The organism is Pseudoalteromonas luteoviolacea DSM 6061 (assembly GCF_001625655.1).
Taxonomy (GTDB): Bacteria; Pseudomonadota; Gammaproteobacteria; order Enterobacterales; family Alteromonadaceae; genus Pseudoalteromonas; species Pseudoalteromonas luteoviolacea.
Window position 1 is genome coordinate 115,909 of record NZ_AUYB01000096.1, and the last position, 20,939, is coordinate 136,847.

The window sequence follows — 20,939 nt, forward strand, 5'->3', positions numbered from 1 at the left end:
GTGTGTTTAATCTTGTGTGATCTCTGCACAGATCACGTTTACGCCATGGGCCTCGATCGCTTGACGCATGTCTAACGCCAAGGTGTTGTCGGTGATCAAGGTCGTGACTTGCTGCCAAGGCAGCTCTAAATTCGGTATTTTGCGACCAATTTTTTCAGACTCCACCAGCACAATGACTTCTCTGGCAGACTCTGACATCACCTTACTCAAACCAATTAATTCGTTAAACGTCGTTGTGCCGCGTGCCACGTCAATGCCATCGGCGCCAATAAATAGCTGATCGAAGTCATAAGAGCGTAGCACTTGTTCAGCAACTTGGCCTTGGAACGACTCTGAGTGGGGGTCCCAAGTGCCTCCGGTCATCAATAAGGTAGGTTCATTTTCTAACGAAAGCAGTCGATTGGCGATGTTGATGGCATTGGTCATAACCACCAATCCGCGCTTGCTAGCGAGTTCAGGGATCATAGCTGCCGTTGTTCTACCACTGTCAATAATAATGCGGTTGTGGTCACGGATCAGTGCGGCTGCGGCTTTGGCGATGGCGACTTTACGCAGCGGATCTTGTTTGTCCGCATCACTCGCCACAATCTCTTTAGGTAATGCCACTGCGCCACCATAACGGCGCAGCAGTAGCCCACTTTTTTCAAGTGCGGTTAAATCCTTTCGAATCGTAACTTCTGATGTTTCGAACTCGGCCGCTAACGTCTCAACACTCACCTCACCCTCACTATTCACTCGTGAGACTATGGTATGTCTGCGCTGTTGCGTGTTTCGTTTTGTCATCTAACCTTCACATAAGTTTCGTTTCGAAATTTACGTGCATTGTAGTCGAAACTTTGTTGTTTATTCAAGCTCTCTTTGTATAAAAAACTTGCTACCAAAAGTGATAATTCTTAGAATCCCGGCAAAATTGGATAGATAATCAACTAAATTGAACTTTAAAATGAAACATACTCTTATATTACTGTGCGTGTTTTTCCATGCATTTAGCTTTGCAGCTGTGACTCCTTGGCTAGATTTTACCTATAAAAATGGCCTCATCACCATTCCGGTGAAAGTGTCAGACATCGACAGCTATGCCGTGTTGGATACAGGTGCAGGGGTCAATGCCATTAACGAAAACTTCGTTACTGAGCATAAGCTTAAATATAATCACAGCGGTAATATACACATTCAAGGTGCGTTTGATACAAAACGAAATAAAGTGTACCAAAAGGTACCTGTGTCGTTTTTTGGTATTGACACAAACCTAGAGGGGCTGCCTGCGCTTGATTTGGGCGATCCGAGTGACTCATTGCTATTTGGTCGTGGCTTTTTTAAATTGTTTAACACACAAATCGATTACCCAAACCGCCGTATTCGCCTACTTACCCATGACCACTTGGACCTTAAGAAGTATGAAAATATCGACTTCAAAATTCAAAAAGGTTACGGCCAACCTATCGTTAAGGTAGAAATCGAAGGTGATTCTGCATGGATGCTACTAGACACAGGTTTTACTGGCGGCATTATGATCGAGCGCCGTTACGCCGATAAGTTTGGCTGGTTAGATACAGACAACCAAAAGGTAGAATTTTCCGGTGTGAATACCTCTAGTGAAACAGAAAACGTGAGAGCAAAAGAGGTCAAGTTTGGTCCTTTTACTTTATCTAATGTACGAGTTACATTTCCAGCCAAAGGCAACAATGTAAATTTAGTGAGCCAGTATTCTTCAACTGATAGTCATGTAAAAGGGGTGAAAGTAAAAGGAATCGTTGGATACGATGTGTTCAAGCATTTCGTAATGACCATGGACATGAAAGATGGTCACTTACACATTAGTGCGCCAAAAAGCGAATAAACGGCGATTAATGAGTAAAAGGGTCAGCTTTATGCTGACCCTTTTTGGTTTTATTCGTAACGTAAAATAAGAGATGGGCGCACGCTGGCCGCTCGAAACGCCAGTAAAGCCACCGTTATCCAAGTGCTCAGCGCAACAAACATGGCACTGAATACATATACCCATACCACTTGTGAAATGCGCTCATTAAAATGGCTCAGCCAGCCATCCAAGAACCAATAACTCGCAGGGAACGCCAGTAGTACCGCAGCGGCGATCAATACCAGATACTCTCGTGCCAATAAGTTCACAATACTATAGCGAGAGGCGCCTAATACTTTGCGAACAGCGACTTCCTTTTGTCTGCGCAGTGCAGAGAAAGAAGCCAAACCAAGCACGCCAAGGCAAGTTAAAAACACCGCCAATGAGCTAAAAAACAAAACCAGTTGTTGAACGCGGTGCTCGCTGATATGCGCACGCTGATATTCATCCTCAATGCGTGTGATGGATACTTCATGTAGCTTAAGCTGCTCAACCACCATTGCTTGAAGTTGCCTAGATACTTGCTCAGGTGATGCACTTTTGTCCAACTTCACCACAATATCTGCACTAGGAAGGCTATTAACACCCAAACGGAAGGAAAGCGGCAGCTTTTGCTGTTTAGCTGAACCCAGTTTTACATCTGCAACTACACCAACAATGGTCACTTGCGTGCGCCCACGATGCGCAGTAGCTTGCTTACCAATAATGTCATTTGGATCATCATAACCCGCCAACTTCATTAAACTTTCGGTTATTAAGATGGCATAGCGTCTCACATCTTGATCGTCTGTATGTGCCCAATCAGCGCCGTATTGGGGAACAAAATCTCGTCCTGCCAGTAATGTCAGCCCCAATGTCTCCACCGCATGATACCCCGTTGACACGGTAGGCTGCGTACCCTCAATTTGCTCACCATTAGGCCAAGTTAAAAAGAGTTCACCATTCATATCTACCGTTAAATTTGTATTGCTGATTGTCACCTGTGATACACCCGGTAGCGCACGAATACTGTCAAATAGACGGTTATTATCAGCTTTAAACAATAACTCTGATGGTAACGACTTCACCAATAGTCGGTCGGTTTTGCCATACCCAACTTCCAAGTCATTCACTAAAGCCATCTGTTTATAAATCGTCACTGCTGCGATGATCAGAGCAATCGACAAAACACTTTGCAAATATAGAGTGAGCTTTCGTACCCAAATTGCTGTTTGGCCTCGTTGTAGATCACCACTTAATACGCGCTTTGCGCTAAATGATGAGATAAATAATGCAGGATAAAGTCCAGAAAGCACACCCACTAATATAATCACCCCAACCACCGAGACTAAAAACCAAATAGAAAAGTCTAGGCTTAAGTTTCTGCCGAGCATTTGATTCACCCAAGGCAATGTGATTTCAATCAGTGCTAAGGCAATCAAGCCTGAAATACTGACCACTAATAATGCTTCAGTTAAAAATTGCTGAACCAGCTGCAATCGGCTTGCTCCCAGTGCTTTTCTGACTCCGACCTCTTTTGCACGTCTGGCAGCAGCCGCGATATTCAAATTAATAAAGTTGGTGCTTGCCACCAAGAGTAATATGACCGCTAACGCGACGCTCACCCACATTACTTGCTCGGAGCCACCTTGCTTCATTTCAAATGGACCACGGCTGTTAAAGTACACATCTAGCATTGGCACCATATGCAAGGTGAGGGTTTTTCTACGACCTTGTTGCCTGTCGTTAAATGTGCGGTTGAGCTCTGTTTCGACAGCTGTTGCATCAGCATTAGGTGTCAGGCGCATGTATACATAACCGTGAACATCCGGTTCTGCATGCTTAGGAACCGCCGTCAGAGTATGAAAGTAAAAGTGCGTATTTTCTGGTAGGTCTTCAAATACAGCGGCTACCGTGTAACTGCCTGAGTCATGATTTAATTGCTCTCCAACAATATTGGTATGGCCAAACAAGCTGATCGCTGTGCTTTGGCTAAGCGCGAGTTGATCTGGTAAAGAAATGGCATCTTGCACCGACCCTGACAGCACGTTTAAATTTACGAAGTCGAGCAAGTTGCCACTGACCGCATAAAAGTGTGGTAACTGTACCTGCCTGTCGGCAACCTTGACTGTAAGCGCCAGTGCAGCATTGTAAAACTCTAAACCATCAGCGCTAGCAAGTAATAAAACATCTTCTACTTGCGATTGTTCTTTCATCATTTCAGGTGCGTCACTGCCCGCCGTACCGACTAATTGTAAACCCCAACTGCGGTAGTCTGTATGTACGCGATACACCCGCTCAGCATTGGGTTGGGTACGATCAAACGACAGTTCATACACAGCAAACAAAGTGACCATAATAGCCGCTGCCAAACCAATACTTAATCCCAAAACATTTAAAGCAAAATGCTGTTTATGCTTGGAAAATGCGCGTAAAGACGTTGTAAGATAACTTGAAAACATAATACCTCCTTGGGCTCCTTGCTTGCCTTTGGTGTTAAGCAACGCTCGCGGTGTGATTTACCTGACTCGCTTTATCCACAATGATTTTGCCATCGAGCAAACGTATTACTCTGTCGGCATATTCACCCTCAGTTTCAGAGTGGGTCACCATAATCACAGTCGTGCCCTCGCGATTTAGCTCGCGCAACATCATCATCACTTCTTGAGAGTTCTTTGAATCAAGATTACCAGTTGGCTCATCCGCTAAAATTAATTTAGGATTGATCACCAGCGCCCGAGCAACCGCAACTCGCTGCTGTTGGCCACCTGACAATTGCTGCGGCAAGTGACTGGCACGATGGTCAATTGCCACCCGTTTTAAAATTTCTTCAACACGCTGATTGCGCTCAGATTTAGAAACATTTTGATACTGCAGTGGCAAAGCCACATTTTCAAATACCGTCAATTCATCAATTAAATTAAAGCTTTGAAAGACGAATCCTATTGAAGCCTTGCGTAAATTTGCCATTTGCTGCTCTGAGAATCCCGCAACCTCTGTGCCATCGAAACTGTAACTGCCGTTAGACGGGGCATCCAACAACCCCAAAATTGACAGTAATGTGGACTTACCACACCCAGAAGGTCCCATAATGGCAACAAACTCCCCCTGCTCAACCGTCAGATCAATGCCATTCAATGCTGTTGTTTCAACGTCATGCGTTCTAAACACGCGATTTAAGTTAGAAAGCTTAATCATGATTGTTCCTTAATGTTCTTATAGGTTCTTATAATTTTTTTAGTTGGTTAAATTTAATACATGGGCTTTATCGAAGTTACCGTAGTTAGATGTGATAACTTGCTCCCCTGGCGCGAGGCCTGAGACCACCTCATAGTAATGTTGATTCTTTTTGCCCAGTCGCACATCTCGGCGCGCGGCTTGGCTACCATCGCTATTCACCACAAAAACCCAATGCCCACCGCTGGTTGTATAGAATGCGCCGCGCGGCAGTAATGTAGCCTGCGCTTGTTCATCGCTGAACATCAGCTGTGCATCTAGCCCTTGGCCACGTTTGATGTCTTGAATTCCTGAGGGGAGCTGCGCTTCAATTTGAAACTGCGCATTGGTCACTCGGCTATCAATCTTGCTAACCTCAGCCTGCAATGTGTTACTCCCGTGGCTAATCTCAACGGCCATACCTAGAGAAACTTGCGTTAAATAGTATTCATCTAAGCTCACTGCCAGTTTGTACTCACCAGGAATATCGATTTGCCCTAAACGTGCACCAGCTTGCTTTGATTCACCCACTTGCACATCCAACTCACTTAAATATCCAGATACAGGTGCCGTGATCTGTAGGCTTTCGAGGTTTTTACGCGCAAACTGCAGGTTGTTTTGTAACATCTTGGCACTGTCTTCCAATTGAGCCAATTGCACTTCACGGATGCTGGATTCTTGTTTCTGACGCTCTAAAGTCAGTTCATGGATGTCTCGGTTGTAGCGCAGGTCTTGGCGAATTTCGTCCACTTCATCTTGGCTGATTAGGCCTTCTTTCAGTAGCGCTTCTGACTGACGTAATCTACGCACTAAGTGACTGATCTGTAATTCGATATCCAAAAGATCACGCTTAAGATTTAAACCATTCGTGGTCATGGTCATTTGAGTGTTACGTAAAAAATTAAGCTGCTCAGTAACTTGAGCTTCTCTGCTCATCACATCTAATTGCAAGTTCGTGTTAGACAGCTGCACCAGAGGTTGTCCCTGCTCAACATAGACGCCCTGCTCCACCAGCTTGCCCTCAACACGGCCACCTGACACTGTATCTAAAAAAATGGTCGTTTTTGGCACAACTTGTCCGCGGATATTCAGCGCATTTCTAAACTCACCGCTGATCACAGAGCTCACAGTCAGCCCCGCTTTACTCACGGTTTGCATTTGTCCTTGCTCCGCAGATTGGCTCAGACTATACGCGCCAAAACCAACCAATAAAGCAAAGCAGCTAAAAAGTGCCGGTTTGATATAACGGCGATGATTTGTTTTAGTGATTTTTTTGTCCATAACATCAGCTCCTTTGGCCTTGATACCTAATCATTAATCAACTTTGATGCCAACATTAAAATCACATAAAATACAATAACTTAATTACAATATAAAAAAGTATAAAATGATTAAGTGTCCGCTTATAGTACACTCACCTGTCCATAATTGGACACTTTTGGGGATTTTACGGTAAGCTGGTTGGGTCAAAAATAACTACAATGAGTCATCAGCATGGAAAAGCAGGGCACCATACTTATCGTGGATGACAATACTGATGTATTGCTCGCCGCCAAATTGCTACTAAAACAACATCACAAAAAAATCCTCACCACAGACAACCCTTTTGACGTAGAAGGGCTACTCAATACCCACCAAGTTGATGTCATTTTGCTTGATATGAATTTTAACCGTGACGCAATTAGTGGGCAGGAGGGCTTTTACTGGCTCAAAAAGATCCACACCCAAGTGCCAAGTATCGCCGTGGTCTTAATGACAGCATACAGTGATGTAAAATTAGCAGTGGAAGCCATAAAAAATGGCGCCACGGACTTTGTCGCTAAGCCTTGGCAAAACGATCAGCTATTAACCGTCATCGCAACGGCGCTTGCCCATGCACAAGACAAACAAGCGATTAATCAACTTTCACGACAAACTCAAGGGCTAAGTCAGGCACTTAGCCAGCCCCAAAGCGAGTTTCTGGGGCAAAGTGACGCCATGTTGCAAGTGTTTGATACTTTAAATAAAGCAGCGAAAACTGACGCCAATATTCTGATCACAGGAGAAAGCGGTACAGGTAAAGAACTCACGGCACACGCCATTCATGCTCAAAGTACGCGCGCACATATGCCATTTATAAGCTTAGATATGGGGGCCGTATCCGGCAGCTTGTTTGAGAGTGAACTATTTGGCCATAAAAAAGGCGCATTTACCGACGCAAAAATGGATCGGGTGGGTCGCTTTGAGTTGGCCCATGGCGGCACTTTATTCTTGGATGAAGTAGGTAATATGCCGCTCGATCAACAAGTAAAATTGCCGGCTGCAATACAAAATCGACAGATCACCCCTGTTGGAGGCAATCAGCCTATCGACGTCGACATTCGTTTGGTTTGCGCGACCAATGACGCGCTCCCGCAGTCGGTTGTGGACGGCCAATTTCGACAAGATTTACTGTATCGAATTAATACCATAGAAATAAACCTCCCTCCTTTACGCGAGCGAAAAGAAGATATTCCTTTATTGGTCGATCATTATATGAATATTTACCAACAAAAATACCGCCGCGAACTGGCTCTTCCACCCAGTGCGTTGAGCACATTATGTGAGTATTCATGGCCGGGTAATGTGCGTGAGCTTGCCCATACCATAGAGCGCGCAGTTATTTTGTCTGAAGGCTCCGAGTTAGCAATCCACCATGTACTCATTGCGCCAAATACCCCAGCCTCAGCACAATCCAACAGTTTGCTAGAATACGACACATTTGATTTAGACGTGCTTGAACAAAGAGCAATTCGAGCCGCATTAAAACACCATCAAGGTAACGTCAGCCATGCGGCCAAGGCATTGGGTCTGACCCGAGGTGCCATGTATCGCCGTTTAGAAAAATACGGGCTGTAATCATGAATAGCCAATTTAAAATCCTTATCGCGGCCTGCGGGTTAGTTGGTATGGGTATGTTACTGCAACTGGCCCTTATTACTTTCGGGCTCAGCGCCACCACAATTGTCATAGCCATTTCAGCACTGTTATTAATCATTTGGCTACATCATATCTTTTGCAAAGAAAAGCGCGTACCTATGCAGCTGTTTCGCGCCCTTGCCAATGGCGATCACACCTTGGGTTTACCTGATAGCCACCCATTACGCCAAGATTTTCGTGGCGCACAGGCACAAATGCAAGCAGCGCAATTAGCCGCTGAGCAGCAAATACAGTTTATCAATGCCGTATTCAGCCACATGGATCTGGCTATGCTAATTTGTGATGACCAAGGCCAAATTATCGAACAAAGTGCTGCGGTAACAAAGCAACTAGGCCTGAAAGTCGAGCACCTCGATGCCATCGCTAACAACAATCCTAAAATTGTTGAGTTTATTAAAAACACCAGTAAAAACAGCCGCCAAACCTTTTCTTGGCAGAAAAATGAGCTTCATGACACCTTGTATATACAGGTAAGTACGCTGTGGATCCAAGCAAAGCTGTACAAAGTGATTACCTTACAATCAATAAAAGAGCAGCTTAATGCCAAAGAGCAGGACGCTTACAAACAGCTCACAAAAGTGCTGACCCATGAAGTCGCAAACTCAATCACTCCACTCACTTCAATGGCACAGACCTGCATTGCATTGTTGCCTGACTCACTGAGTTTTGATGAAGAGGAAGATAAACAAGATCTCCATTTGGCACTGTCCACTCTGGCGTCAAGAAGCGCCCACCTGAGTGAGTTTATTCAAGAATTCAGAAAACTGAGTAGCTTACCCGCCCCACAGCTCGCTACGGTTGAACTTGGTGAACTACTAAAAAACATTAAGCAGCTCTTTTGCCTGCAACATACCAACGTGACTTTTATTATTGAAGCATCTGACAATACGCTGTGTGTCCTTGACACCAACCAGATAGAGCAAGTTTTAATAAACCTCTGTAAAAATGCAGTAGAGGCACTTGAAATAGGCGACCAAACAGCACCAAAGGTCACCTTGAAGGTCCTTAAAAATGATGACGATAAACTCTGTGTGGATATTATCGACAATGGCTCAGGGATCACTGAGCAAGCACAGACAATGATGTTCGTGCCCTTTTTCACCACCAAACAACAAGGCTCCGGTATCGGTTTAAGCCTTTCTAGGCAAATTATGCTGCAACATGGTGGCGAATTATTGTATTTAAGTCAGCCGCAAGGGGCCTGCTTCCGCTGTGTATTTGGTTAGCGAAAAAAGACACAATATCGTCGCAATAATGTGGGAAATTGAAACAAATTGAGTAAACTATCAGCGCGTTTCTGATTTAGGGTTATATGATGACAGAGCAAATTAAAAAGGAATGGTTAATTTCTATTGCAGGATGGAGTGCACTGATCTTATTTCTGACGGGCACCTATGAACTTTACGACTATGCCATGCCCGCAGCACAACAAATCAATAACCACCCCTCTTGGGCACTTCAAGAATGGGGGTTGTGGTATGTACTGACCCCAATCATCTTTCGCTTACTGCACCAGTACCACAGCAAGCAACAACTCACTCATCAGCGGTTTATCGGTATTTTAGCTCTGATGTTATGCATTTCTATGACTTATCAAAGCATTTTTGACCTGTTTGTTTTCAAAGACAATATCGCCTATACCTTATTGTACTTCGCACCTTCACACCCGCTGGTGCTGTTTGTTATCAGCTTTATTTGGCATACTTATTTGCGTACAGAACTCACGCAAACCAGTAGTATAGAGGTAGACAGTGGGAGCAAAAAGTCGCGCCTTTGCTTTGATGATATAACCCACATCAATTCCGCTAGCAACTATGTTGAATTTCATACCCAAGAGCAGCTGTTTTTAAAACGCACCACCCTCAAACAAGTAGAGCAACAATTACCAGACTCACAATTTATTCGCACCCATCGCTCGCATTTGGTCAATTTGGACTACGTAGAACGCATCCAGATCAAGCCTTCTGGCAGTGGTTTAGTACTCCTCAAAAATGGCCAGTCTGTGGCACTGAGTAAGGCATTTAAACCCAAAGTGAAAGCCAAACTAAAAAACGTCGCATAGTTTTACCGTGCCACTCGTCCCTAGCTTCTTAGGGACGAGTGTACAGCCCCCAACCAACCGCCCCAAGAGACACCCAACAATCCCTAATTTATTGATTTATGTGGTTTGATTTATTCCAATAGGTTCTGAAACCGAAACAAATAGGAAGAATATCCGCCATGGAACAGCCATTGAAGCATCAACATTTACTCCTAGGACTCCTTTGCTGTTTTCTCACCATACCTGCCGCAGTATCAGCACAATCTGTACAAGGTCCACAGCAAGAGTTCGCCGTAATCAATTATGAAGGTACAGCACTAACACAGCTGTATGGACAAAATGCACTAGACAAAATAGAGCAAATCCCAGGGTTTTCCTTATCACAAAGCACCGCGAATCGAGGCTTGGCTGCTGCTGGAGGTAACGTATTAATCAATGGTGCAGTACCCGCGTCAAAATCAGAGTCTTTACGCCAAATCCTAAGCCAGCTACCTAAAGCGCAAATTGTCGAAATACACTTTTACAGCGCAGGCCACCCCTTTACCAGTGCCAGCCAATTTACTCAAGTTGTAAACATCATCACCCATGACAACGTCGCAACAACCAACTGGCAAGCACGCAGTAAGCTCACTTCAGCATATCAGTCTTATCGACCCAGTGAGCTTGCTACTCAGATATCTTTACCGACAGCCACATGGCAACATCAAATTAATGCCCATTATCAAGATGAGCGACACCAATCGGTATCAACACTGCACGCATATTCTGCACAAAATTTGCTAACTGAAGTTGGCCGTGAAGACTTTTTTGAAAAGTTGAATAGTCGCCTATTGTCTTTGAGCAGTACCCGAAATCATGAACACAGCAGACTCGTGCTATCAGCAAAAACTCTCAATGAAGACTGGCAAACAGACTTTATTAGACCCTATGGCAAGACTCACGCAGAGTTGACCCAACTATGGCAATACAATGAGTCTATTGATACCCGTGAGCATGAACTCAGTGCTGATTGGCAGCATCAGTCAAATCAAGACAAACAGGTGCAATTTGTTGCATTACATAGTAAAAAAACTACGGATAACGACTCTCTAAGCCGTGATACTGGCGAGTCTCCGGACATATTTAAACAGTACAAAACTCATCAAGAACAAGTGATTCAGTTTAACTTGAACGTGCCATCGATAACGTACAAACCGGAGCTCGGACTCGAAATCAGTCGCAATCAATTAGATGCGACCACCCATACAGGAGATGAAGTTCTAATCAGCAAAGTCTCTGAAATGCGCTATCAACCATTTTTTGCTTTTACCCATACTCTAAACCCACAGTGGCAACTGTATACACGGATTAATGCAGAGCACACCAAGCTCAGCAGTGGTAGGCAAAACACGCACCGCAGTAATCTAAACTTTATAAAACCGCTTGTGCGCCTAAGCTATGAGCCTACCTCTAATTGGGATATGGTATTAACCGCTCAACATCACGTGGATCAGCTGGATTTTAATCACTTTGTTGCTAGCCAAAATGCAGGGTTCGAGCGCAGTCAATCAGGAAACAACCGCCTCTTGCCCAGCCAATACAGTGAACTTGCTGCACAGTTCAATGTTCGCCCAACAGACAAGCTGTTTATGAACCTCAAGATGTACCAGCAGTGGCAAAAAGATATTCACGAAATCATCACGTTAGACAATGGCAAATCCGGTTTGGGTAATGCTGGTAGTGCCACACTTTTAGGTGCTGAACTGGCATTGACGTGGGATACGGATGCGTGGCTGTCTGGTAGTCAGTTAAGTGTCGACTATCAATACGAAAACGCACACTACCGAGACCCATTAACGGGTACTCGTGCAACAACAGGTTTGACACCGCACAGCACCAGCATAGAGTTTAGACGAGACATGCCAGATCACAGCTGGGGTGTAGACATATACCTACCAGAATCTGCAACTTACTACTATCAAGACGAGGTATTTATTGAACGAGACCACATCGAGGTAAATGCATTTGCAGAGTATCAAGTCTTTGCGTCGCTTCGAGTCAATGTCAAAATTGCAGCCCTCAACACTGCAAAATTTACGTACGACCAAACTTTCTATTCACCGCAACGTGGTGAGGAATACGATGGGGGAATGCGATTCGATGAACGAGTCGACCCTGTTATCACACTGTCACTGCTTGGTACTTTATGATGCGGGGCCCTTGCGCCCCAACTAGGTGGGCTGGTCCAAGTTAGTGGACCAGTGGCAGTTTGAAGCGACAATGCCCATCGCTAACACTACCGACCATTTCATCGTAGGCGGTTTCCATATCAAAAGTGGCTTCTGTGGCTCCGAGCTCCGCCAATTCAACCTCTGCTTCTCTCAGCGAGTTGTAAGTAACAATTTTACCTTGTTTGTCGGTGATTAGATGGTAGTTACCCAGCACATCTAGACCACCAGCAAGATAGTGGTTGGAGTCTGCATAACTCAAAATTACCGGATCCATGTAGCTGTGTTCGAACTGCTCTCTCAATTCTGTGCGGTCCATAAAAATACCCCTTACTGAATGGAACTACTTTACTTAAACGCAACAAACTCAATTTTAGTTCAAAAAACAACCAACCTCTATTTAATTCCTTTTCTTTGTCCCAATTTTTTTAACTTGTCTATTTATTTCATTCACTTATAAAATAGTGGAATAAGAACAAGAACAAGACTGCTGAATTATGCTCAAACGTTTATTACTCATTACCTTGGCGATATCCCTAACTGCATGCCAAACGACCCCGTCTTCAGAGGATGTGCATAGCCTGCCATCGGAGTTGCCTACTCTCGAGGAGCCCAGCAACAGTGACTCTTTGTCGCACACTCCCTTACAAAAGGTTAACGATGCCCCAGCAACTAAGCCACAAGATGCAAAAGATGTGTGGCAGCGAATACGTCAGCAAGTCAGCTTTGCGCCGTCACAGCATCCCCGCGTCGTTAAGCGCATTGAGTGGTATTTAAAACACCCCAACTATATGCATACCATCAGCAAGCGTGCCAAACCCTTGCTGTACTACATAGTGACCGAAATAGAAAAGCGCGGCCTCCCCATTGAATTGGCTTTGATGCCTCTGATAGAAACCGACTTCGATATGCAGGCATACTCTCACAAACATGCATCGGGTTTGTGGCAGCTCACTCCTCTCATTGCCAAGCATTACGGTTTAACAATCAACCCTTGGTATGATGGCCGTCAGGACCTCATTGATTCAACCAATGCAGCGCTGGATTTTTTAACTTATCTACATCGCCGTTTTGATGGCAATTGGTATCATGCAATCGCCGCGTATAACACCGGCGAGGGACGTGTCTTAAGAGCCATTGCCAATAACCGAAAAGCCGGTAAACCCACTGATTTTTTTGCCCTAAATTTACCACGCCAAACTCGTCACTATGTGCCTAAGCTGCTCGCTGCTACACAGCTTTTGAAGCAACAACTGATGCCCTTCCCTGCGATTGATAACACACCAGCCATCACCGTTGTATCACTACCCAGTGCGACAATTCTCGACAACAGTTCACAGTGGTCAATGCTCGCAAAGCTCAACACTGGCTATGCCCGTTTCCCTGCTCTCTTGGGTGGCCCTAACCGACTAGTGATGCCCGTTGAAAAGGCACAAGAGTGGGCGCAGTACACACAAAACTTGCCAACTATGCCTAGCCAACAGTGGCAGTCTTACACCATTCGTCGTGGCGATAGCTTGAGTGTGATAGCAGCCAGCTATGGCGTGAATGTGTCACAACTTAAGTCATTTAACCAATTGAAAAGTGACAAAATTCGTATCGGCGACAAACTCCTTTTGCCGATCTTAGCAGAGCAACAAGTTACCTATACGGTAAAATCAGGCGACAGCTTGTGGCGTATAGCTAAACAGTTCAACGTTTCTATCAATAAGCTCAAGCAATGGAATCAAATGTCTCGCTCAACACTGCAAATTGGCGAACGTTTGACCATTTTTTTAGCGCCATAAATAGGAACGAGTGATGTCCATAGAACAGCCACCAACCAACACGAATAACAGCAAACTCCCATTAAAGTTTAAGCTGCGCCTATCTCGCTCGAAGATGAACAGTATTTTGGCATTGTGTGCAATATTGATTTCGGCAGCCTCATTTTATGCTACTTACATGCAGGCAAAAGCAGCCCAAGAGCAAGTCGCAGCCGCAGAAAGGCAGCTGCATGCAGAAACTTGGCCCTGGTTACAGGTCAGCTACAGTGATTACGATCTTGAAGCTGAACGTGCGCGTATGTCGGTCAGAGTAATTAACTCAGGAACAGGCCCTGCTCTTATCAAGTCAATGCAGTTTGAGTATCAAGGTAATACCTATGACAACCTTAAAGCACTGTTAAATCATTGCTGTAATTTGGATGCATACAAAGAAGCGCTAAGAGAAGTGCAAGCCGACAACGAAGATATCAACTACATGAAACAGTTTGGCTGGTATGTTACCAGTGACCCACAAAATGCCCTGCTCGCAGACGGCAATGACTTGGTGCTTTTTTCCATGGATCGCAGCAGTTTTAATGGCCACCTTTGGGAAAAGATCAGCAACATTGCTCATGACATTGAAGTAAATACTTGCTATTGCTCTTTACTCAAGCAATGCTACACAGTTAACAAAGCATCAGAAGTTAAAAAGGTTGCGCATTGTTCAAACTTAAAAAGTTAAATAGCCATCATGCTGCGAAGCATATTTGTTTATATGAAGGTGTGATTGCCCACTTATACCTCGATACACGCGGCAATGTGACGGTGGGGGCCGGATTTCTTGTCAGTGATGCAAAAGCACTGACAAAAATGACGCTACGAGATAAATCCACCAAAAAGGCTGCCAGTCGAGAGCAAAAAGCAAAGGAGTTTGCCACAATTGCTAAACTCCCCGAGGGGCGCCTAGCCAGCTGGTATGAACAACATTGCCAGCTCTACTTGCCACATGAAGAATGTTTAAAGCTATTGGAGAAAAAAATAGCCGAATTTGAGCAAGAATTAGCGGCGCTCTTTAGTGCAAAAAATGGCTATCTTCCATTCAAAAAAATGCCTAGTAATGTGCAACTGGCACTCCTCGATATGGCGTACAACCTTGGCACTACTAACCTCAGCAGAGCTTGGCCAAAGTTACTCAATGCTATTCGTACAGAAAATTGGTCTGCGGCGGCCAAAGAATGCAAACGCAAACATGTGAGCACCGCACGCAATAAGGCAACCGCCAAGTTATTTTTGCAAAGTGGGTCAGTTGGTTTATTACGCAGACTCGCCCATTTCGTATTGAATCAAATCTCAATTAAACTCAAGCGCTAAGCTCAAATGACGAAATTGGTGTGTAATGCAGGCCATCTTCAAGGGCATGTGAGTGATATAAATGAAACTCTCTCACCGACAACGTAAATGGCGTCACCGGAGCCTGTACTTGTGGCTCCCCTTTATGCCCTCTAAACAAGGTAATATGCGGTGAGAATCTATAGGGACAGCTATATAACTGCCACTCCTTTGAGATCTTACGCAGTGGTGCTGCCAAGTTGTTGAGCACTTCACAAGGCATAGGCTGTAAGTAAAAAATACCATTTTGTGGCCAGTATCCTGTTTGCGAAAAATGAAGCTCAAATGGAGGCAAGGTAAGCTCGCCTGCAAACTGGATCAAAGCTTCCGTGGTTGGCTCATCAACCTGTCCTAAAAATGCCAAAGTAATATGCCAATTGCGCGCCAACGTCGCGGGCTTTTGATGTGTTATTGACTGATTCAACCACTGAGTTATACGGCTCTTGGACTGTGTGTCTAAGCCAATACCAAAAAATAGCCGCTTCAAAGCCATTATTTGAACTTCACCGATTTATTGCTTGGTCGATAGGTACGTAACTCAGGCTGAGTCCATTGGCCATTTTTCAAATACTGGGTAGAGACGGTAAATTCTCCATTTTTGAATCGACTGGTCGACTTCACTTCCGTGATGCCATCCTGATTGCCCTCGACTGCTTCATAAGCCACAAACTCCTGTTTGCTCAAAACTTCTATTTTGCCCGATGTATAAAAGCCCGCGGTAGTAAAATAGTAAAACACGATACTTTGCTGCCCTTTATCCCAAAACAGCAGAGACTCTCCACCATACGCGCCGTCATTGATTGAATGTAAGGTTCTGATTGCAGTGCCATTCAATGCGCGCTCCCAGCGACTCACGTCAGTTACCTTTTGACCTTCTCCCATCGAGAAGCTGGCCTGCCAAGTTCCAAGGTATGGTTCAAACACTTTGAGCTCGTCTGCAATCGTTGAGGCCCATACACTTTGTGCAAATAAGAAAACCCCAACAAGCAATCCATTTATATATTTCATGTTATTACCTAATAATCTGATCCTGCTTATATTTATAGTCACTTCTGATCGATTTGCCTTAGCTTACGCACAAAAAAAGCGCCCAGGAGGCGCTTTTTATCGCTAATTGGCTTACGCCTTTTTGTCTGCCGAGAAGTACTTGCGGCGTAACAAATCATGGATCACCAGTTCTTGTTCACGCCCATATGCTTTAAACATACGGTTGTTATGCATATGAAGTAGAGAACCTAATAAAGAATCACGCGTACAATTTAATTGTCCCTCTTCAATTTGACGACTCAATACTTCCACTACAGGTGCCGCACTTTGTTGCCATAGCTCTAGCACTGCTAGCATAGCAGTTTGCACTTCATCACACTGCTCAGCCTGTTCTGGTAAAAGCTTGATAAAATCATCATCCATTTGCGCTTGGTATTCACGATAACGATTACCAAGCTGCTTGCGCAGCGCGCTGGTTTCGTTGAACTCTCTGCCGAAGCCATCTCGCAGGTTACTGATCAACTTAAAGCGCGCTTCGTCGCTGTACTCAAACAGATTCAGTAATCTATGCGTGCAAGCGAGTGCGACACGCCAACGAACATCTTCACCATGTTCGTCTATCAAACCACATGCTTGGGCGATTAATCGGCTATCATACATAAACAGCGATTCAATCATGCTCATGGATTCTGGCCCACCGTAACGCTCTACTTCGCGCTCGTAGGTCATCAACTCAACTTTATGTAGCTCTCCTGACTCCACCTTTGGATCAAGCAACGCATTTAGTTGCGGGAGCAGCTGGCCACAAAGTAGGCCCGGATCCCCATGAAAACGCAGTCGAAGGTGCCAATCAGGATCGCCATAGCGAATAAAGAACCACTTGTCGTAAAGCTCTGTGCTTTGCTCAATTAAAGGGAGTAATTCATCAGTTAGCAACTGTTCAACCAGAGAGTTGCCAGAATATATCTTGAGGCTTAACCATTCAGAACCAGCACCAAATCGGCGCTTAATCGGCTCTGCCGTAATATTGGCATAAGGGTCATCAGAAAAATGGCTATGTACACGCGCCTGCTCATTAATAAACGGCACAATCACTTCGTTGCTATAGTGCAGTCCTTGCTCATCGACCACGCGTGAGCGATAACTGTTAGACAGCACTTCTTTGAGCTCAACATTGGTATGACCCTTTGTTTCAGCTAACAAAATAGCAAACATGTCCGGATTGCGTAAATCAAGCTGCAGGACATTGTCAGACATCGCAAAGCTAACTTGCGCATCTAAAGCGTATCTTGCCATCAATATATCGAGCTTTTCGCGGCTAAATTGGCCTTTTTTACTGATCTCTTCCAATTCGGTGCGCTCAATACGCCATATTTTTTCACTCAGAATGAGGTTATCCAACATGACACGAGGAACAAACGCCGCTCGCTCGGTACTGGTTGGCATCTTAAAGTAAGGCGCGCGGCCTTCTTGATGTTGTAACATACACAAGAATTTATAGGCACTTAGGCTTCGAGCAGAATAGTTATGGGCACTCGATAAACGCGGAATAACCTGCTTGTTGAGGCGCTTACTCCACAATTTCACTTTTTGTCCTTCAACCCACACATACAAGTCACTCAATGGAATTTGGTACTCGTCATCCAAAGAGCTATCTGCCATAAAGACAATTTCGTAGTCTCTTAAATGTGGTCTGGCGATAACGTTGCCTGGACGCCCTTCCGGCATGTGCACAACTTCAGCAAAAATCACATCTTCACTGTGTGCTTGCTCTTGCTCCAAGTGCTCAGTCACCGCGTTCTTTAAGCCATCATCCAAATGACAGAAACGCCCAAGCAAGTTGGCTGCAGAAGGCCCATAGCACCCATTAAACTTATAGACAGGGTTACCCCTTTCATCCTGATATAGGCTCAACATGGTGCCAAATGAGTATGGAAAGTTTGCCACCGCGTCTTTGTTATTCACTTTTGACTTAAGCTCTTTACTCTTAAGCACAATACTCTCTTTGCCACGGTTTTCTGGTAGGCTCAAAGCGCGCTCAACAATATTTTCGATCATACTAACTTCTGGCACAGTAGCTTGATTTGCACCACTTCGCGCCAAATTCAGACCGGCAACCAAGGGGGCTTCATAACCCGTCTCCGTTGAGATCCCAATGCCAGACTCATCATCTAAAATCACATCCAGTGGAACAAATTGCCCCTCAAATCGCGAATTAAACTTGCTCATAAACTGACTCAAACCATTGGGTGGTTCGGTGATTGTCAGCCCAGCAATGAGCTCTAATTGCTTTTGCACGCGCTTCATTTCCATCTCTGAAATACTGCACTGAGTAAACGCACGGTAAATATCACTTTGAAAGAGCTTATTCTCCTGCGCTTTTACTGGCAGGCTTTCTAAGTGTGCAAGCAATTGTTTGTAAGGGGTAATTTCACCACTTGAGGCAGCGTCTAAACTCTCAATTTTAGACAGCGCCATGGCCAATTTATCTGCTGCATCTAGCTCTTTAATGTCCTCAATAGACTTTAACAACGCATAATCTGGTGAGTCGCCTGTTAATGGCAACGGAATATCTGCCAGCAGCACCCCTTCGTCAATTAAATCTTGAATATAATTTTCTACTTCTTCTTGTGAGGCCTCTGGGTATTGAGCCTTGAATTGAGACACTAAACCATTGAAGCTCACACCCGGTTTAGCGAGCTCTAAAGCAAACCTAAAGTACTCATCGCTTTCTACTGCACTGAGACGATACTGCATGGTGTCGTCAGACAAATAGGTCTCAATATAGCGACATTGCTCGGCAATAAAGTAATGGGATGAATTTGGTTTGTAAGTTAAATTATCCGAGCGAGATGCATGTTTGATAAAATGCTCTTTCAAGGCTGACAGGTAAAACATGTCTAACCGTGTTTTGCGGCTATCTTTACAGTGATCCGCAGGCGCCAGTTCCGTGGTCTGTGCAATATTGCCTTTGTGAATACCTGAAAACAAACCAAACGGTGTTGGCCTTGAGCACATGCGTACCATGTATTTGATCAGTGCATGGGCAACTTTTTTGCCTTGTTTAGAATCTGGTTTAGTGCGCCACTGGTCAATACGCTCAAGCAGTGAAGGACTGGCCAAGTAAATAGCCTCCTCAACACCAGCTGTAGCCAGCCAAGCACTGAGTAACATATTCGTATCGGCATCCTTTTCGCCAAAGGCAGCCAACTGCTCAAGCGCCAGTCGAGGTGTTCGAATTACAAAAAAGTTGTCATTTTTTAGTTGTTTTGAAGACATACACTTCCCCTTAAGACATCAACAGGCATTCGGTCCAGCTTGTATCATCATCTTTGTTTAACAAACTGATGAGTGCACACCCAATACCGGAGTAGCCCATTAGGAAGCCGAATTCTTCCTCATGTTCTTTTGTGACACCATTATATGAGTACAGCGATTCAATGCCGCCCTCACGGAACTTTTGCAAACCATACTCTACCCAGTAGATAGATCGCGCTTTCAGCTTTGGATGTGGCATCAATTCATTGAGCAAGTTAAAAATTAATGCCAGTCCGACAAACCCATGACAGACACCAGCGTCATTAATATACGCATTTTCTGCATCTCGCTTAGTCGCGTGTAAAGCCACCTCTAATGCATGATCCACATAGCTTGGCCTATCCAAAGCCTGACCCGCGCGCGCTAAAATCATCGCTATGGTTAAATCGCCATAACACCAACCAAGCCTAGAATGTGTCTCAGTGCCTGCACATGAGCCGTAACAAGAATGCTCTGCGTCTTTACCACTTGCCGAATTTTGATGCGTAATCAACCACTCACAGGCTCCTGACAATAATTTTTCCGCTCGTTCTTTGAGCTCAGGGATGCGATAAGCGGGTAATAGCGCTGCAATCATACCCGGTACGCCATGGGCCAACCCTAAGTTGAACTCTGGCTTTTCTTTGTCATCTGTATCAAATCGGTATACTGATTCAGCTGGCTGTGACCACGCAATATGGCCATTGTCAAAATATGTCGCAGTGCTTTCTAAGCCAGTTATGATGGTGCCATATAGCTTGTGTTGATCTGAACATTTAGCACGTCTCGATGCATAAGGCGCATAACCGCATAGACCCAACACCATTTCGATTTCACCTGGCCACGGATTGTGATTTAACGCTTCAGTGAACAGCTCATCAACTTCATTCAAAAGTTCAGGGTCATAATCTTCTTGATCGGCTTGATTAAAATACTCCAATACCCAAGCTTGTCCTGCTAGGCCATTACTTAATTCAAAGCTTTGATCCGTCAACTGCTCTTGCAGCTCTTCAAGCTTCTCGCCGAAGACTTCTTCGTCCACAATGTTTTCGTCGAATTGATGTGCTTTAAATAAAAACAGTAATTGGCCTGCAATACCACTTAGCAAACCGTTTTGTTCTTCTCCAGATTTGAGGTTATCGCTGACTCGTCCTGCTAACAACGATATGATTGCCGCTATTTCCCGGCGTTGATTGTCGGTGATGAAAAGATGCTCTGACATGGTCTTCCTTAATTATAAAGCTTTATTTTTTTTGTTA

Annotated in this window: 17 protein-coding genes; 8 read left to right on the plus strand and 9 right to left on the minus strand. The window is 44.6% G+C overall.

Going from position 1 to position 20,939, the window contains the following annotated elements; translation table 11 throughout:
- Positions 1-6: 6 nt before the first annotated feature.
- Positions 7-783 (minus strand): DeoR/GlpR family DNA-binding transcription regulator, encoded by a 777-nt coding sequence (locus N475_RS08420; protein ID WP_063355910.1) that lies wholly within the window; start codon positions 781-783, stop codon positions 7-9.
- Between the two features lie 160 nt (positions 784-943).
- Here N475_RS08420 and N475_RS08425 point away from each other — a divergent pair, with 160 nt between their 5' ends.
- Positions 944-1,840 (plus strand): aspartyl protease family protein, encoded by an 897-nt coding sequence (locus tag N475_RS08425; RefSeq protein ID WP_063355911.1) that lies wholly within the window; start codon positions 944-946, stop codon positions 1,838-1,840.
- A 50-nt stretch (positions 1,841-1,890) separates the two neighbouring features.
- Here N475_RS08425 and N475_RS08430 read toward each other — a convergent pair whose 3' ends face one another.
- From N475_RS08430 to N475_RS08440, 3 genes are read right to left on the minus strand one after another with little or no spacing between them, the layout of a single operon-like run.
- Positions 1,891-4,302 (minus strand): ABC transporter permease, encoded by a 2,412-nt coding sequence (locus tag N475_RS08430; RefSeq protein WP_063355912.1) that lies wholly within the window; start codon positions 4,300-4,302, stop codon positions 1,891-1,893.
- 34 nt (positions 4,303-4,336) lie between these two features.
- On the minus strand, positions 4,337-5,038 hold the full coding sequence (locus N475_RS08435; RefSeq protein WP_063355913.1) for an ABC transporter ATP-binding protein: 702 nt from the start codon (positions 5,036-5,038) through the stop codon (positions 4,337-4,339).
- Between the two features lie 39 nt (positions 5,039-5,077).
- Positions 5,078-6,337, minus strand: a complete 1,260-nt coding sequence (locus tag N475_RS08440) for an efflux RND transporter periplasmic adaptor subunit (RefSeq protein ID WP_063355914.1) — start codon at positions 6,335-6,337, stop codon at positions 5,078-5,080.
- Positions 6,338-6,550: 213 nt separating this feature from the next.
- On the opposite strand from N475_RS08440, the gene N475_RS08445 reads away from it, so the two are divergent.
- The 4 genes from N475_RS08445 to N475_RS08460 all read left to right on the plus strand — a co-directional run bounded on the left by N475_RS08445 (position 6,551) and on the right by N475_RS08460 (position 12,244).
- Positions 6,551-7,933, plus strand: coding sequence for a sigma-54-dependent transcriptional regulator (locus tag N475_RS08445; protein ID WP_063365047.1), 1,383 nt, complete (start codon positions 6,551-6,553; stop codon positions 7,931-7,933).
- A 2-nt stretch (positions 7,934-7,935) separates the two neighbouring features.
- On the plus strand, positions 7,936-9,240 hold the full coding sequence (locus N475_RS08450; protein ID WP_063365048.1) for a sensor histidine kinase: 1,305 nt from the start codon (positions 7,936-7,938) through the stop codon (positions 9,238-9,240).
- Positions 9,241-9,329: 89 nt separating this feature from the next.
- Complete coding sequence (locus tag N475_RS08455; protein ID WP_063365049.1) at positions 9,330-10,076, plus strand: LytR/AlgR family response regulator transcription factor; 747 nt, start codon at positions 9,330-9,332, stop codon at positions 10,074-10,076.
- A 158-nt stretch (positions 10,077-10,234) separates the two neighbouring features.
- Entirely contained in the window at positions 10,235-12,244 is a 2,010-nt protein-coding gene (locus N475_RS08460) for a TonB-dependent receptor (protein ID WP_063365050.1), read from the plus strand.
- 40 nt (positions 12,245-12,284) lie between these two features.
- On the opposite strand, the gene N475_RS08465 is transcribed toward N475_RS08460, so the two are convergent.
- Positions 12,285-12,581: a DUF6482 family protein gene (locus N475_RS08465; RefSeq protein WP_063365051.1), complete on the minus strand. Its 297-nt coding sequence runs from the start codon at positions 12,579-12,581 to the stop codon at positions 12,285-12,287.
- Between the two features lie 178 nt (positions 12,582-12,759).
- Here N475_RS08465 and N475_RS08470 point away from each other — a divergent pair, with 178 nt between their 5' ends.
- Genes N475_RS08470 through N475_RS08480 form a run of 3 tightly spaced genes read left to right on the plus strand, consistent with a single transcriptional unit; the run spans position 12,760 to position 15,378 of the window.
- Entirely contained in the window at positions 12,760-14,049 is a 1,290-nt protein-coding gene (locus N475_RS08470) for a LysM peptidoglycan-binding domain-containing protein (RefSeq protein WP_081232402.1), read from the plus strand.
- A gap of 13 nt (positions 14,050-14,062) precedes the next feature.
- The gene (locus tag N475_RS08475) at positions 14,063-14,749 is read left to right on the plus strand and encodes a hypothetical protein (protein WP_063365053.1); all 687 of its coding nucleotides are present in this window, start codon (positions 14,063-14,065) and stop codon (positions 14,747-14,749) included.
- The gene (locus tag N475_RS08480) at positions 14,728-15,378 is read left to right on the plus strand and encodes a pesticin C-terminus-like muramidase (protein WP_063365054.1); all 651 of its coding nucleotides are present in this window, start codon (positions 14,728-14,730) and stop codon (positions 15,376-15,378) included. Before N475_RS08475 ends, N475_RS08480 begins: the two co-directional genes overlap by 22 nt.
- Here N475_RS08480 and thpR read toward each other — a convergent pair.
- From thpR to N475_RS08500, 4 genes are all read right to left on the minus strand, one after another.
- Complete coding sequence (gene thpR, locus N475_RS08485) at positions 15,368-15,889, minus strand: RNA 2',3'-cyclic phosphodiesterase (protein WP_063365055.1); 522 nt, start codon at positions 15,887-15,889, stop codon at positions 15,368-15,370. The two genes, N475_RS08480 and thpR, sit on opposite strands and share 11 nt — an antisense overlap.
- Positions 15,889-16,404 (minus strand): hypothetical protein, encoded by a 516-nt coding sequence (locus N475_RS08490; protein ID WP_063355924.1) that lies wholly within the window; start codon positions 16,402-16,404, stop codon positions 15,889-15,891. The genes thpR and N475_RS08490 overlap by 1 nt, the downstream gene beginning before the upstream one ends.
- Positions 16,405-16,515: 111 nt before the next feature.
- Positions 16,516-19,662 (minus strand): lantibiotic dehydratase, encoded by a 3,147-nt coding sequence (locus tag N475_RS08495; RefSeq protein WP_063365056.1) that lies wholly within the window; start codon positions 19,660-19,662, stop codon positions 16,516-16,518.
- Between the two features lie 10 nt (positions 19,663-19,672).
- Positions 19,673-20,902, minus strand: coding sequence for a lanthionine synthetase C family protein (locus N475_RS08500; protein ID WP_063365057.1), 1,230 nt, complete (start codon positions 20,900-20,902; stop codon positions 19,673-19,675).
- Positions 20,903-20,939 lie beyond the last annotated feature (37 nt).